13 protein-coding genes are annotated in these 15,593 nt (G+C 55.4%); 9 read left to right on the top strand and 4 right to left on the bottom strand.

What is annotated here, in order from left to right; all coding sequences use genetic code 11:
* Positions 1 to 4: 4 nt before the first annotated feature.
* The 8 genes from B2310_RS05695 (at position 5) to B2310_RS05660 (ending at position 9,207) form a co-directional block, all read left to right on the top strand.
* Positions 5 to 2,059 carry a TonB-dependent receptor gene (locus tag B2310_RS05695; protein ID WP_290729394.1) on the top strand — a complete coding sequence of 685 codons (2,055 nt, stop codon included), beginning with the start codon at positions 5 to 7 and terminating at the stop codon, positions 2,057 to 2,059.
* 67 nt (positions 2,060 to 2,126) lie between these two features.
* On the top strand, positions 2,127 to 3,581 hold the full coding sequence (locus tag B2310_RS05690; RefSeq protein ID WP_290729391.1) for a hypothetical protein: 1,455 nt from the start codon (positions 2,127 to 2,129) through the stop codon (positions 3,579 to 3,581).
* 142 nt (positions 3,582 to 3,723) lie between these two features.
* Positions 3,724 to 4,560, top strand: a complete 837-nt coding sequence (locus B2310_RS05685; protein WP_290729389.1) for a DUF3450 family protein — start codon at positions 3,724 to 3,726, stop codon at positions 4,558 to 4,560.
* The gene (locus tag B2310_RS05680; RefSeq protein ID WP_290729386.1) at positions 4,557 to 6,080 is read left to right on the top strand and encodes a MotA/TolQ/ExbB proton channel family protein; all 1,524 of its coding nucleotides are present in this window, start codon (positions 4,557 to 4,559) and stop codon (positions 6,078 to 6,080) included. The genes B2310_RS05685 and B2310_RS05680 overlap by 4 nt, the downstream gene beginning before the upstream one ends.
* A gap of 10 nt (positions 6,081 to 6,090) precedes the next feature.
* The gene (locus tag B2310_RS05675) at positions 6,091 to 6,774 is read left to right on the top strand and encodes a MotA/TolQ/ExbB proton channel family protein (RefSeq protein WP_072811763.1); all 684 of its coding nucleotides are present in this window, start codon (positions 6,091 to 6,093) and stop codon (positions 6,772 to 6,774) included.
* A gap of 57 nt (positions 6,775 to 6,831) precedes the next feature.
* Positions 6,832 to 7,236: an ExbD/TolR family protein gene (locus tag B2310_RS05670; RefSeq protein WP_072798016.1), complete on the top strand. Its 405-nt coding sequence runs from the start codon at positions 6,832 to 6,834 to the stop codon at positions 7,234 to 7,236.
* A gap of 269 nt (positions 7,237 to 7,505) precedes the next feature.
* Positions 7,506 to 8,150, top strand: a complete 645-nt coding sequence (locus tag B2310_RS05665) for an energy transducer TonB (RefSeq protein ID WP_290729380.1) — start codon at positions 7,506 to 7,508, stop codon at positions 8,148 to 8,150.
* Between the two features lie 13 nt (positions 8,151 to 8,163).
* Positions 8,164 to 9,207 (top strand): tetratricopeptide repeat protein, encoded by a 1,044-nt coding sequence (locus B2310_RS05660; RefSeq protein WP_290729377.1) that lies wholly within the window; start codon positions 8,164 to 8,166, stop codon positions 9,205 to 9,207.
* A gap of 28 nt (positions 9,208 to 9,235) precedes the next feature.
* On the opposite strand, the gene B2310_RS05655 is transcribed toward B2310_RS05660, so the two are convergent.
* Positions 9,236 to 11,032 carry an FISUMP domain-containing protein gene (locus B2310_RS05655; RefSeq protein ID WP_290729374.1) on the bottom strand — a complete coding sequence of 599 codons (1,797 nt, stop codon included), beginning with the start codon at positions 11,030 to 11,032 and terminating at the stop codon, positions 9,236 to 9,238.
* Positions 11,033 to 11,139: 107 nt separating this feature from the next.
* Between B2310_RS05655 and B2310_RS05650 the strand changes: the two genes are divergently transcribed.
* A complete protein-coding gene (locus B2310_RS05650; protein ID WP_173381018.1) occupies positions 11,140 to 12,207 on the top strand; it encodes a glucokinase in 1,068 nt (355 codons plus the stop codon).
* A gap of 11 nt (positions 12,208 to 12,218) precedes the next feature.
* Here the strand turns inward: B2310_RS05650 and B2310_RS05645 are convergent, their stop codons facing one another.
* From B2310_RS05645 to B2310_RS05635, 3 genes are all read right to left on the bottom strand, one after another.
* A complete protein-coding gene (locus B2310_RS05645; RefSeq protein WP_290729370.1) occupies positions 12,219 to 14,213 on the bottom strand; it encodes a Gfo/Idh/MocA family oxidoreductase in 1,995 nt (664 codons plus the stop codon).
* Between the two features lie 102 nt (positions 14,214 to 14,315).
* A complete protein-coding gene (dtd, locus tag B2310_RS05640; protein ID WP_290729367.1) occupies positions 14,316 to 14,750 on the bottom strand; it encodes a D-aminoacyl-tRNA deacylase in 435 nt (144 codons plus the stop codon).
* 1 nt (position 14,751) lies between these two features.
* Complete coding sequence (locus B2310_RS05635; protein WP_290729364.1) at positions 14,752 to 15,585, bottom strand: tRNA threonylcarbamoyladenosine dehydratase; 834 nt, start codon at positions 15,583 to 15,585, stop codon at positions 14,752 to 14,754.
* Positions 15,586 to 15,593: the final 8 nt, after the last annotated feature.

The raw sequence follows: 15,593 nt of genomic DNA, 5'->3' as shown, positions 1-15,593 counted from the left end.
AACGATGCGAACGACATCTTTCTGCAAAGCCGCTGTGTCTGCGGTGTTTTTGTGTTGTGCATGGGTGAATGCCCACGCACAAGTTCCATCGTCTTCCAAGGAAACCGCTGTCGATGATTCTGCGCCCGTGCAGGACCTGGGCGTTTCGGAGGTCGAATCCTACGCTATCGCCGAGACGGAAAATCCGGGAACGGACTACATGGAAATTACGCCTTCCGCATGGGAGGGCCTAGGCCTTTCGGCTTCCGAAGTCATTTCATCGCTTTCGGGCATCCAGGGTTACAAGCAGGGCGGCATGGGCAGTTTCCAGACGGTGTCCATCCGCGGGATTGCCGCGCGTAACGTGCTTGTCTGCATCGACGGCATTCCCCTGAACGATGCGGGTGGCGGTGCTGCCGATCTGGGGGCAATCGACCTCAACAATATCGAGAGGATAGAGGTCTACAAGGATAGGGTTCCGGCGAAGTTCGGCGGTGCGGGTCTCGGTGGCGCGATAAACTTTGTAACGAAGGATGCGCTGCATAGCGGCAAGACCCCGAAGGGGCGCGTCATCGCGAGCTACGGTTCGCACAACACGTTCGAAGGTTCCGCGCAGGTTTCCGCGAGCATCAAGGACAGCGTGCAGTTCTCGGCGACGGCTTCCATGCGCCACAGCGATAACGACTACGAGTTCGACAACCGGAACGGCACGCTCTATAACGACGAGGACGATTTCAAGGACAGGCGCAGGAACGCGGAGTTCACGGAATATTCCGGCAGTTTCCAGTACCGCATGCTCCACGGGAACGGGTTCTTCTCTATTCTGTCTGCAAGCGCGTTGCACACGCAGGCGGGGAACCCCGGCATGGAAGACCTGCAGACGTATGTCGCGGAATTCGTGGGCGACATGATGCAGGTGGCCTACCGCCTGGAATTCCCGACGGTTGCCGATATCTTGCTTTTGACGGCGGGTGTTACCGGCAAGTTCGAGAAGAACATGTCTTCGTCTTATTACCCGCTCGACAAGATCGGATTTCTCTCGAAGGATTTCAGGGAGTACGGGCTTGCGGGCTACAGGGCTATTCCCGAAATGTCGGCGAACTTGCTGCTGGATAAATTTGAAGCTTACTTGCGACTTGCGGGAAGCGCGGAGCTCTGGGAATCGCGCGGTACGCTCAAGAAGTTTGAACTGGAACGCCTCGCGGGTTCGATTGCGGGCAATGCGGAATACAACTTTACGGACTGGTTCTCGCTGTTTGCCGAAGGCAACATCCTGAAGACGTACGACGATATCGGTGGTGGCCAGGTGCTGATGACTACGGGCTCTGCGGTGGTGGACGAGGCGACGGATCGTGACCTGAGTCTTGCGGGAATGGTGCAGGCGAAACTCGGGAAGAAGGATTCCTGGATCGGCGGCAACGTCTCGTTCGGGCGCTTCTACAGGCAGCCGCAGCTGATGGAACTCTACGGTGTGTATCCGGGAACCCTTTCTAGCCCCACGCTCAAGGATGAATCGGCCTTGCGTTTTGCGGCAGGTCTTTCGTTTGCTACCCCGAAGAACCGTTCGGTATTGCGTGCCACCTATTTCGAGAACCATGTCGAGAACGGTATATACTGGATTACGAGTACCAACTTGATGAAGGCCTTCAATGTCGACAAGTCGCTTATCCGCGGGGTGGAACTCGAACTGGAAAGCCGTCCGGCGAAATTTTTCCAGACCGTGCTGCGCGGGACTATCCAGGACCCGCGCGATGACGGCGCGAACAGGGCCTACAATGGAAAATTGCTGCCGGGTGAACCCGTGCACAGTTACTTTGTCGAGGGTACGTTCTTCTTGCCGCTCAATTTGAGGGCCATTTTCCAGACGACTTACAGGACGCGAATTTTCAGTGACCGCATGAATTTCACGAGGCAGCCCCCGGTTGCCCGCTACAACGCTTCGCTCGCATGGCAACCGTGGGAAAAGACGCAGGTTATATTCGTGGTAGACAACATTTCGGATGAGACGTATCGCAATATTTATACGCCCTTCCCGGCGCCCGGTCGAGAATACAGGTTTACACTCATACAGGGGTTCTAGCCCCCGCGCATTACCGAGTACATAGGGTTATGACAAAGTAATTGCGTAAAGCCAGAAAGGACAAACCATGAACAAGAAAATACTCACATTACTTGCTTCAATGTCGCTTGCGTTCTTCATGAGCGCTTGCGGTGACGACAACAGCTCGAGCACCGGCGTGGATTGCCTCGAGAACGAAAGCTGTCTGGACGATGATCTCAGCAGCGCTTCCGACGACGAGAGCTCCAGCTCCGTGAAGGGGAAGTCTTCCAGTTCTTCGAAGGCCAAGTCGAGCAGCTCTGTCAAGAAAGACGAAAAGTCTAGCTCGAGCGAAAAGGACGCCAAGTCCAGCTCCAGCAAGAAGGATGAAAAGTCCAGCAGTTCCGAAACGCCCGCTTCCAGCTCCAGCGAAGCGAAGTCCAGTTCCAGCGAGGCGGTGAGCAGTTCTTCCGAAGAGCCGGAATCGAGCAGTTCTGTCGAACTGAAGGTAACCTACCTTTCCGAAACGCCGAACGCCGCAGACCTAGAAGTCTCTGGCGATACGCTTTTTGCCGTGTTCCAGCGCTATGTTCCGGTTACTGGCGGTGCAGATTTCAAGGAACCGGGCCTTCTCGCCATGTATAAGTTGAGCGATGGAACCCTTCTTGATACGATTCCGCTTCTGACCAAGAACCCGATGGCTGTCAAGGTCGTGAAGGGTAATGTGTACGTGGGTACTCAGGGCGAATACAATCCTGTTACATGGGGTATTGATGCCGATGATAACCGCGGTATCGAAAAAATCGACCTGAAGAACAAAAAGTCTGAACTTTGGGTAAGCGGCGCGGAACTCGGTGGTGGCGTGAATCTCATGGAAGTGAATGCTAAGGAAGGCAAGGCCTATGTCGCTGTTTACAGGGCTTATGGTGATGTCTTTGTTGTAGAAGTTGATTTGGCGAGCAAGTCTGTGAAGAGCGTTGGCAAGGAGGTTGATGCGACTGGCGGATTGTTCTATGATGCCAATAAAAACCTCCTTTACATTGGTGACCGTGGCGTCGTGGATTTGACAACCTTCGAAGCGAGTGACATGGGTGTTCGCGCCTATGATGGAACGACGTTTACCTCGTTGACATCTGAAGAACCCTATGAGTTCCTCTATCAGCCATACAGCATTACCGTCGCAGGCGGAGAACTGTTCGTCTATGTTTCGGACTATAGCTCTGGTGCCCTGTACTGGTTTGAAGAAGGTGAATTCAATGATGAAGATCGCATTCAGTTCTCTGCCGACGCTGTCATTAGAAATGTGAATGGCAAGCTGATAGTGCTGGACCGTGGCGACAAGGGTAGCATTGCTGAAGTGAATACCAGCGCCAAGACGGTTGCCTGGCAGGCCGCTCTTAACAAGGACAATCCCTATGATATCGTGGCTATCGACAACAACACTGCATGGGTTGCCATGTATGACGTTGGCGAAATCCGCAAGATTTCTCTTGGTGACGGTTCCACCATTTCGAGCATCGACACGAAGGAATTCAGCGCCAAGAAAGTCGAAGTCGTGGAGTAATTTGTAAAAAAATTAAGTCCGGCAAATCGGTCAATAACCCTGCAGGCTGTCCTGTGGGGTATTTTTTCTATTGCGGTGACACTTTTGGCGGGTTTAGGTGTTTTAATTATGTAATTTTGATACCTAACCATTGCGGAAAGTTATGAAACGTTTAAGATTATTGCCTTTCGTGCTGTTGGTGCTGCTTGTTTCGGGCCCGGCCCTTGCCGACCGCGTTTCCGAAATTCAGGACCTGAAGCTCGAGAAGGAAAAGCTGAATTCCGAAATCCAGAAGCTGAATCGCCAGATCTCGGCGACGGATTCGATGCTCAAGGCGGACGATTCCCGCTACAGGACTCTGCAACAGCGCTACAAGGCCGACACGGAACGCCGCCGTGCCGAAATCGACAGCCTGAACGCGAAGATAAAGGCGGTTGCGGGCGAACTCCAGACGGAACGCAACAAGCAGGCCCGCGCGAAGAATCGCACGGACAACGTGGCCGCAAAGCGCAAGGCGTTGCGCGCTGAACTTGCGGGCATCAGCAAGAGGCTCGAGTCACAGGTGGCGCAGACGGTGCCCTGGGAACTCGAAAGCAGGCTCGACCGCGTAAAATCCCTTACCCGCGATATCGAGAGCGGGAACGCGAGCGAGGAGGAAGGCTTTTCGCGTCTCAAGTCGCTCATTGCCGAAGAGACGAAGTTCGGTGACGAGGTGGCGATTATCAACAGTCCGCTCACCCGCAAGAACGGCGAACTCATCAACGCCTCGATTCTGCGTATCGGGAACCAGTGGATGGTCTACAGCGATGACAACGGCACGGTTTTCGGTGCGCTGGTGCGCAAGGTCGTGGACGGGAAAGTCGCATACGAATGGAACGAGGAATTGAACCTGGAGGAGCGCGCGGCGGTGAAGCTCGCGCTCGACGTGAAGCAGGCGAAGAAGCCGCCCCAGATCGTGAAGTTGCCCGTAAGCCTCTCTATCGTGGGAGGTGAAAAATGAAGAAGATAATCGCAGTCCTCCTGTGTGCCACATCCGCATTCGCTTGGCCGTGGTCATCGGGCGAAAAGAAGTCTACCGCCGAGGACCAGGCGCGCATCAAGGATTCCCTGCAGATGGAAGAGGTGCGCAGCTTGCAGCGCGAGGTGGAGGCGCTTACCCGCATTCGCCTGCAGAAGGCCGACTCGCTCGAGAAACTTGAGGCGGAACACTGGCGCAAGCGCTATGCCGAATCTCAGTTGACCGAGGAGCACCAGGCGGCATCGCGTGAACTTGACGGCCGCTATTCCAAGCTCTCGACGGATCTTGGACGCGTGAACGAGGAGGTCATGGCGAGCAGGAGCATGACGGGCGATGCCGAGGAGAAGGCGCAGGCCGACGAGTCGGCGTACGATGCGCTCAACACGCAGGTGAAGCTTTCGATTGACAAGACTCTCGGTGACGTGATGGGCGATTACCCGGTGGGCATGAACGGGCGCCTGATTCGTCTGAAGCAGGCCTCCGAGGATGCCGACAAGAAGGTACCGAATACGGTCGGCGCGGTGCAGAATTTCATGAACGACCTGCTGCTGCGTCACGAGCTGACTTACACGCAGTTCTACGGGCGCGAGACTTCGCAGGTGGGCAACCGCCCCGACGTGAACGTGAACCGCTTGCGCCTGGGTACGGTCTTTTTGGGCGAGGTCGCGCAGGATAACGGCGAGGTGCAGGCGCTGCTCCGCTCGGGTGCATTGCAGGGCAAGATATTCGAATGGAACGCGACGCTCCCTCCGGAGATGGCCGCGAATATAAAGCAGGCCGTATCGCAGGCCTCGGGGGCTTCCGAAGTTGTCACGATCCCGCTGGATGTATTGCAGAACAAGGCGGTCAAGAACGCGATTACCGACACGAAGGAACTTACCTGGCGCGAGGAATTTCAGGCGTTCTTCAAGAAGGGCGGTATCGTGATGTACCCGCTCATGCTGGCGGCGATTTTCGCGCTGCTGCTTTGCCTGGAACGCTTCCTGGTGCTCAGCTACCGCGGGCATCTGAGCCGCAGGTTTAACCGCAAGCTCGATGCCCTCGTGAAGGAGAACCGCTACGAGGATGCGGCTAGCCTCTGCCTCAAGAAAGAAACGAGCCTCTCGATGGTGCTATTTGCGGTGCTGAACCGCGCCCGCGACAAGCGCGAGGATGCGGAACGCGCCCTGCAGGAGGCATTGCTCCGCGAGCAGCCGAAACTGGAACGCCGCATGGGGCTCCTTGCCGCGATGGGCTCGATTGCCCCGCTGCTTGGCCTGCTCGGTACGGTGACGGGTATCATCACGCTGTTCACGGTGATTACCGAGGTGGGCACGAACGACGCTCGCGTGCTTGCGGGCGGCATTTCGGAGGCTCTCGTGACAACGGAAACGGGCCTCGTGATTGCAATCCCCGTGATGATATTGCACGGCCTCCTGAGCGAAAAAATCGAGAAGGTCACGAGCGAGATGTACGTGCAGAGCACCGCACTCCTGAACCGCATTTTCGGGAAGAAAGAATAAGTTCCGCGTCATGACTAACACCCACTACATACTCATCGAGTCGCTCGAGAATACGTACCATGCCGGCGGCGTGGTGATGCTCCCGATTCTCCTGGCGGGTGTCGTGGGTTTCTACTACCTGTTTTCGAGCTGGTTCCGCATCGGGAGCGACTTTTTCCGCACCGACATCCACAAGGTCATCAAGCGCATGCGCGTGGACCTGAACGGCGGAATCGAGGAAGACGAGAAGAATGCGGAACCGCCCAGCGTGAAGAAGGCTCTCCGCAGGCTGCGCAAGCGTGGTGGGCTCCTCTCGCGGGAACTCTGCTATGCGATTGACGTCGCGAGCACCAATCCCGAGGGCTTCCGTGACTATATGCAGGTGCGCATGATGAAGACGGTGCGCTACATGGAGCAGGGAAACCATATCGTATCCGTGATGGCGTCTGCAGCGCCGTTGCTAGGCCTGCTCGGCACGGTGACGGGAATGGTTTCTACCTTCGAGGTGATTACGTTGTACGGGAACCAGAACCCGGTGCTCATGGCCGACGGCATCTCGGAGGCTCTAATATCTACGCAGAGCGGACTCCTGGTGGCGTTCCCGCTCACACTCCTGAAACAGCGCCTGGACGAGCGCGTAGAAATGCTGCGCCAGAAGATGGAACTCGGCGCGACCGTTATAGAGAATTATTTTGTAGAGAGGAAGTGCCCGTGATTCGTCATTGCGAGGCTTCGAAAGAAGCCGTGGCAATCTAGGAATGAAGGATTTATTATGGAATTCAACTTGCCGAGAAGAAAGCAGAAGGATATGGGCATCGAGATGGGCCCGCTGATGGACATCGTGTTCATCCTCCTCATCTTTTTCGTGGTCACTTCCTCGTTTACCCGCGAGACGGGCGTGGACGTGACGAAACCGCAGGCACAGTCTGCAAGCCAGCTCGAGAAGGAGAACCTCCTGATTGCGATTACGCGCGAAGGGACAATCCACATGAACGAGCGACAGGTGGATCTCGCGAGCCTGCAGGATATCTTGAAGCAGTCGCTCGCGAAGGCGCCCGACCGCGAGGCCGTAGTGATTGCGGATAAGGGTGCCGAGACGGGCGTGCTCGTGCAGGTAATCGACATGTGCAACCTGGCCGGAGTGAAGAAGGTCTCCATCGCGGCGCAGGCGGAGTAATTGATAATTGATGATTGATGATGGATGATTGATAATTGATGATTGATGATTGATGATATGGAATATGGGATGTGCAATGTTTTGGAGTGTCATCCTGAGCGACCCCTGTAAAAGGGGGAATCGAAGGATCTAGATGTGAAGCGGTCATTAGAACCTGGTAGGCAGAACGGCGTCATTGCGAGGCCCCTGTAAGGGGACGTGGCAATCCAGACAAGTAGTAGTAATTAGAGTTTAGTAGATAAAATATCAGAATAGATAGAATAATGGTATTGAAGTTTTTTAAAAAATTGTTGAAGCGTTTTGCTATCCTCATCGCGGCTATCCTCGCGAGCTGTGCGCTCGTGTTCTCCGTGACGATGGCGAACCTCTTCTTGACGGGCAAGGTCTTTCACGAAAAGAAGTACAACAAGACAGAAATTGCCGTGAAGAAGGTGGAAGAAGTCGAGAAGAAGGTCGAGAAGAAAAAGCCCGCGCGCAAGCCCGACCGCCAGAAATCAAATTCGCGTTCCCCGAAGGCGGGGCCGCGTTTCGCGATGAATCTCGGGACGGCATCGGGTAACGCCGGCGCCGCCGTGAGTGAGGACATGGTGGCTGATTTCCGCGGCGGGGCGCTTTCGACCGAAAAGGGCGATGTGGACAAGAAGCCCGAAAGCAGGGCGTACCCGAACTTTCAGGTGCCCCCGCAGATCCGTGACCGCGAAATCGATGCGATGCTGCGGCTCAGTTTCTGCGTGGACGTGAACGGCAAGGCGTACGATATCAAGGTGCTGGAGGAATCTCCCTCAGGTTCCGGGCTCGCCGCCGCCGGCCGCGAGGCGCTATCGCGCATGACATTCGCGCCTGCCGAAAAGGCGGGCAAGGCGGTACCCTTCTGCGGCATGGAACAGCCTTTCGAAGTGAAATTTAGGGACTAGGGAGAAGCGTACTATGAATAAATTAACTTGCGCAGTTTTCTCCCTGGTTGCATCCGCGTTTATCGCGACGTCCTCCTTCGCGGCGCAATCCGCATACGACCTGATGGAACGCGCGAACGCCCTCTACCGCGATGGCAAATTCAAGCAGGCCATCATGCTCTACCGCAAGGCGGAATCCCGAGGTGCGGACCCCGTCGCCACCAGTTTCAACATCGCGAACAGCTACTACCAGCAAAACGACCTGCCGAACGCCGCCGCCACGTACCGCAAGGCTATCGACTTCTCGAACGGGGCGTTTTCCCCTGCGCTTTTCAACATGGCGAGCGTGTACTTTAGGCTCAAGCAGTACCCCGAATGCGTGGCGGCGTACCACAGGGCGTTGAAACTGGAGCCCGAAAACGTTTCGGGCTGGCTTTACCTCGGCGAAGCCTACGGTAAAACCGGCGACGCGGTCGGCGCGCTGCGTGCCATCGAGAAGGCCTACCAGCTCGACAAGGAAGACATAAGCATCGTCTACCAGCTTTCGGAAGCGAATATTGCGCTGAACGATTTCGAGCGCGCCGTAGCCGTTATCCGCGAGGGCTACGCCTCGCACCCCGACGAAGTCGATTTTCTCGTGTATCTCGGCGACGTGTACCGCCTGAACAAGCAGTTCGAGGAAAGTGCCGCCGCTTACCGCGAGGCGCTGGGTGTCCGCCCCGATGATACCGCCACTATGTACAAACTAGCAGACGTCCTCGCCGAAGACAACAAGCCGTTTATCGCGATGGACGTGCTCAACAACCTGGTACAAATCAAGCCGGATTTTAGCGATGCCGCCATATTCCTCGGGAATCTCGCCTACGACGCGAAGTTCCTTGACCGCGCCGAATCCGCATATGAACTTGCGGCAAAACAGGGCAACGCGGAATCTGTCTACGGGTTCAAGAACATGGCCTACGACGCCCATGCCGAAAAGCGTGACGACGAGGCGCTCCGCCTGCTGAAAGTCGCACAGAAGTACTTCCCCGACGATATCACCGTGCAGGCGGACATCCTGGAATTCGAGAAGAACTAAAAAGTCCGGCGAGTGAGCCGGACAAATTTTAATCCTTCACGCAGCGGACTGGGTTATAGCACTCTTCGTCGTTATAGTCCCATACTTCCGCTTCATTTTCTGATCCCCTTATTACAATGTAGTATTGGGTCGAGGATGCATAATATACCCATAGACGTCCATATTCACCCAAAGAATGGAATCCATCATCACTGCAATAGCATCCAGTGCCCACAAAGGAGAGCCCGTATGTATCAGTCCCGGGTGTAATTCCTGTTTTCCATCCCTTTGCCGACATCAACGGGAGTGCGTGTCCGCTGGCAAGATTTACAAGGTCTTGCGCCTCCTTATTTGTCGGGATATGCCACCCGTCAGGGCAGATTCCCTGGATGTGGCCGGTACCCAGGTCGCATGAAGATTTATAGGCACAACTGGAGGAATTCATCGCCGCGCTGCGGCTATAAAAGTGACCGTATAGTTCGCAGAAACGGTCGTCGTCGTTGAAACAGGTAGATACTCCAATTTCGTTGCCGGCGTAGTTCAGGTTCTCCGCCATCCATGTTGCACTACCGACTTTTACGGTCTTGTATGTCTTGCCGTCGCGCGAGTCCGTCATGGTGCCATATTCGATGTCCGGGTTGAACTGCTCGCCAGCGGCTTCCAGGAGAGGCTCGGCGCCTGCCTGCTTGGTTCTCGATGAACTGCTCACGGAACTGGACGAAACGCTGCTCGACGAAACCGGTACGACGCCGTCACCCTTCACGCAACGGACGGAGAAGTTCGACTCGTAGCCGTCGAAATCATTGATGAACGCCTCGTTGTCTTTTCCCCTTATGAGAAGGTAATACATGTCGCTCGACTGGTAATAGACCCACATGAATGTGAATTCGCCGATGTCATTGTAACCGTCCTTGGTATCATATTGTCCCGTTCCCACGAAGGAGAGCCCGTACGTATCGATCCCAGGATTGATGTACAGCGAATCCTCGGTTCCCCATCCTATCGTCGACATCAGCGGTTGAGCCTTTTTGCCGGCAAGGGTTACCAGCGTCTGCGTCTCGGAATATGTCGGGATATGCCATCCGTCCGGGCAGATGCCTTGAATAGGATCGTTCCCTAATAAACAGCTAGCTCCATACTCGCATTTTGAACTATTCATCGCGGCATCGCGGCTATAAAAGCGGCCATACAGTTTGCAGATATCCTCGTCACCTTTAAAACAATAGGACTTACCTACTTCGTGACCGGTGTAGTTCAGGTTTTCCGCCATCCAGATTGTTCCCTCGATATCCACGGTCCTGTACGTCTTGCCGTCGCGCGGGTCGGTCATGGTGCCGTAATCGATGTCCGGATTGAACTGTTCGCCCTTTTCTGTGAGGCGTGGCTTGAGTTCTTCCCAACTCAGCGAGGAACTACTCGACCTTGCCGACGAACTCGACGAACTGTAGCTTGAAGAACTGTAGCTCGACGAATACTGCGAGCTGCTGGAGTCATCGTCTCCAGAACTACTCGACTCGCGTGAACTGCTTGAAACATTCTTGCGGACAAACTCCTTGCCCTTGGCCGTGAGTGTATCGTTGTAGCCAGCCCAGATATACACGGAGTCAATCTCGTCGAACTCGCAGAAGTAGCTTTCCTTGTCGCGTCCGACAATCGCCTCGCGGCCCTCGCGCATCTCGTTGCACGGGTAATCCGCAAATCCATTGTTTGACTTGAACGCATAGTCGTACCCGCGGTTCTTCGAAACCGGGGAGAAATCGTCGTCGTCACTGCAGGCGGTAAAAAATATCGTTGTCGTGGCTAGAACGCACAGGCCGGGCAAGTGTCTAAACACAGAATGTTTCATTCATCCTCCTTTATCATCCTGCATAAAATATACCTAAAATGTTGGATTCGTCGGTTTAGCGCTGCCGTTTTTCCTATATTCATTCCGTAATTACCGGAGTTTTTATTATGGAAATCAAATGGCTTAATCCCGATGCAAAGTTTGACCGCCTCGTTCTTGCAGGCGATATTGGCGGCACCAACACGAACCTTGGCCTTGTGGGCTACAAGGATGGCAAGTTCACGCTGATTCTCGAGACGGTGTGCCCCTCCAAGGATATCGATGGGCTCGACGCTCCTATCCGCGAGACGCTCAAGCTCGCCGCGGAAAACCGTGCCGACCTCAAGCCCAGTCATGTGTGCATCAGTGCCGCGGGTCCGGTGGCGAACAACAAGTGCGTCATGACGAACCTCCCGTGGAGCGTGGATGGCGACGCCCTCACTGCGGCGACCGGCATCCCGACGCTTGTCATCAACGACTTCATGGCCATCAGCTACGGCATCCCGACCTTGGACGTGGACGACCCCAAGCAGATTTTCAAGCTCACGCATACCGACGGCAGCCAACCCGCCCCGCAGAAGGCGACCAAGGCTGTGATTGGCCCGGGTACCGGCATGGGTGTCGGCTTCCTCGCGTTCGACGGCGAGAAGTACATCCCCGCTTCTTCGGAAGGCGGGCATTCTACCTTCGCCCCCTTCGACAAGGATTCGCAGGAATTCCACGATTACATGGAAAAGAAGATTGGCACCGTGCCCGGCGTGGAACCGCTCGTCTCGGGCATGGGGCTCCGTAACATGTACGAATGGTGGAAGGAAACCCGCGGCGTTCCCGACAACGAGGCTTTCAAGAAGATTGAAGAAACGGAACCCAACGATCGCCCGAAGTACATCAGCCGCGCGAGCGACACCGACCCGGTGGCCGCCGAGATGATGCGCTTGTTCGTGAAGATGCTCGCCCGCTTCGCAAGCGACGCTTCTACGCTGTTCCTGCCCCTGGGTGGCCTCTACCTGGCCGGCGGTACGGTGCAGAAGGACCTGCGCTGGCTCGAGCGCGACAACCTGTTCATGAAGTATTTCGAGAAAAACTACAACCCGAACATCCGTCCGCTCTTGAACAAGATTCCGGTGTACATCATCAAGGATTACAGCATCAGCCTGTACGGCGCCGCGAACGCGAGCCTCAACTTGCAGAAGTAATCTGCGGGCGTCTATTTTTTCTCGTAGCGCACGTAGGCGAAACTGCGGCTATCGGGGGACCATGAATTCACGTTGATGGTTCCCTGGCCGCCGAACAGCTGCAGAACCGTGCGGGGCTCACTCCAGCCTGTTTCGTCACACCCTGTCATCAGGCGGATTTCCACGTTCTTGTTGGGAACGTGCTCGCCGGGGCGTACGTCGCGCTCGTGGTAGGCGAGCATCACGACTTTTGTACGGTCGGGCGAAATGTGCGGAAACCAGGTGTTCAAGTGTGCGTCGAATGTCATCTGCGTCTGCTCGGAACCGTCGGCCTTCATGCGCCAGGCCTGCATGCGGCCGCTGCGCACTGAATTGAACCAGATGTATTCACCGTCGCAGTCATATTCGGGGCCGTCGTTCAGTCCGAATGCGGTCGTGAGCTGCGTCTCGTTCCCGCCTGCAGCAGGAATCGTGTAGATGTCGTATTCTCCGTTGCGTTCGGCGCAGTAGGCGAGCATCTTGCCGTCGGTGGTAACGCCGTGCAGGTAGCTCGGGGCAAGCGGGGTCACGAGTTCCGGCATGCGTCCGTCGAAGAAAATCTTGTAGATGCGCGAAAGCCCGTCTTCCTTGGTGTGGTGGCTCACGTAGAGCCCCTCGCCGTCGGGAGAGAGAACGTGGTCGTTGTTGCAGTTGTTGACAAAGTAACTCGGGACTTCCGTCACCTTGCCGCTTTCGATTTCAATCTTGTAGATGCGGCCTTCGCTGTTGAACGTGAGGAACCTGCCGTCGGCACTCCAGTTTGGCGCCTCGATGACCTTGTCGAATTCCTTGAGCAGTTTCGATTCGCCGGTCTCGACGTCAAAAATTTCGAGGAAGGACTTGTCGCCGCTGCGATCCCAGACTTCGCCCGGACTGAGCTCGAACGGGTAGCTTACTCCCCATGCGGCACGGAGGTTATCCATCTGCGTCATCATCTGCATGGTCTTGGCGTGCGGCATCTCGGGACATTCCTTGAGTCCCTTCTCGAGGGCCGCCTTGCAGCCCAGCACCTCATATTCGTAGCAGTTTTCGATGCGGGGCGGCTTTACCGATTCCACGAGCGTCCCGGCGACATCGAACAGCTGGATTTCTTCCATGTCGTTGAGGTTCTGCACGCGGATAAAGCCTTCGGAACCGTAAATGACGCCCTCGTTCTTGAGAGGGGCCACCATCGAGGTCTTGAGGTGTGCGACTTGCCCGCCCGCATATACGAGGTCAATCCAGTCGGTCGCATCCACGCCCGTATGGAACTTGACGCACTTCGTCTTCGTCTCTACGATGTGGTTTGCAACGTATTCCCCACCCGGTGTCATCCCCGCGCGTTCCTCGTCCGATGTCATCCCCGCACGTTCCTCGCCCGATGTCATCCCCGCGGAGGCGGGGATCCCCTTGCAAATTTTCGGGTCAGTCAAGAAGATATCCGCAAACGTAAGGCTATAAATGCCCAGGTCCAGCAGTGCACCGCCCGCAAGTTCGGGCTTGTGCAGGCGCCCGATATGCGAAAGCGGCATCGAGAAGTCGGCCTCCATGCTTTCGACCTTGCCAATCTTCCCTGCAAGAATCCAGTCCTTTACCATCTGCACCGCAGGCAGGAATCGCGTCCACATGGCCTCGCATATAAATACGCCTTTCTCTTCGGCAAGGGCTAGTACTTCCGATGCCATTAGCGCATTCGCGGTAAAGGCCTTCTCCACGAGCAGGTTCCTGCCATGTTCCAGACAAAGCAGAATGTTGCTGTAGTGCTCTGAATGCGGGGTCGCGATGTAAATCAAATCCACGGCAGGGTCACGCGCCAGTTCCTCGTAACTGCCGTAGGCGCGGACGAATCCGTAATCGTCGGCGAATTTTTTCGCCTTGTCAAGCGTGCGTGACGCTACCGCGTAGCATTCTACGCCCATGCCGTTCTTTTCAAGTGTCTTGACCGCAGTGGCCATCTTCGTGGCGATATGGCCACATCCGAGAATTGCAAATTTTATAACCGTTTTCATTGTTATACTAATATAAACTTATTTCTGAAAATAAAACACCGCTTGCGACCATATAAATGGACTCACGTGTAAACGCCATTTTTGGGGATTGTGTAGGGGCTTTTATTCCAACATTATCGTGAAGGGGCCGTCGTTGGTGAGGCTCACCTGCATGTCGGCGCCGAATTTCCCGGTCTGTACGACGGGAATTTCTTTTTTGCATTCGGCGATGATGTATTCGTAGAGCTCGTTTGCGAGCGTGGGGTTGCCGGCGCCGTTGAACGTGGGACGGTTGCCCTTGTTGCAGTTCGCGTACAGCGTAAACTGCGAGACGAGCAGGAGTTCACCGCTAACGTCCTTGATGGAAAGGTTCGTCTTGCCGTTTTCGTCGGCAAAGATGCGCAGCGCAAGCATCTTGCGGATGAGCCTGTCGGCGATTTCCTTGGTATCTTCTTCGCCCACGCCGATGAGAATCATGTAGCCCTTGCCGATCTTGCCGACGGTTTCGCCCGCAATATCCACCTGGGCGTTCAATACTCGCTGAATCAAGAATTTCATATTACTCCGCGCTTGCTAAGGCCTTCTTGTAGATGTCCTGCATCACGAGGCCCGCAATCATGAATCCAAAAATAGCGGTGGAGTGTGCCATGGTGCCATTGATTTGCGCCTTGCTGCTGCACCATTCGTGATTGACCAGGTTTGCATTCTGGAGTTCGGCTTCGCTCCTTTCGTGGCGCACCTTGGGGCACATGCAGGCGTCCGTTCCGCAAGAGGAATTCTTGCCGCGGTTTTTCAGGAGTTCGTCGCTGTAGACGCATAGCACTTTTTTCTTGAGCGCCATTTTCTTTTTCTTGAACTTGTCGCGCAGGGCGCGGGCGAGCGGGCATCCGGCGACTTTCCAGAATTCGGCGACCTTGATTCGTGTGGGGTCCATCTTGAGGGCTGCCCCCATTGAAGAAAATACCGTGGCCTTTGTGCGCGTGGCGTGCCACAATAACTGCATCTTGTTTTCGAGGCTGTCGATAGCATCGATGATGTAGTCGAATGTGTCCAGTTGGAATTTGTCCGTATTCGCTTCTTCGTAGATGTCCTGCAATGCGACAATGTTGGCGTGCGGGTTGATTTCGAGCAGACGATTTTTCAGCACGTCCACCTTGACTTGCCCCACGGTTTTCGTAGTGGCCATCAGTTGACGGTTCACGTTGGTGACGCACACGCGGTCTGAATCAACGAGTACGAGTTCCTTGATGCCGGAACGCACCAGGCTTTCGGCGCACCAACTGCCAACTCCGCCGAGACCGAAGATGATGACGCGCTTCTGGTAGATGTCGCCCATCACGTCGTCCCCGAGCAGGAGCGATGTGCGGTTAAAGATGCCTTTCTCGATTCCCATACGAATCC

The sequence above is a fragment of the Fibrobacter sp. UBA3629 genome (assembly GCF_002374005.1).
GTDB lineage: Bacteria > Fibrobacterota > Fibrobacteria > Fibrobacterales > Fibrobacteraceae > Fibrobacter.
Note: the sequence above shows the minus strand (reverse complement) of the source record. Positions and strands in the feature narration are given on the sequence as shown.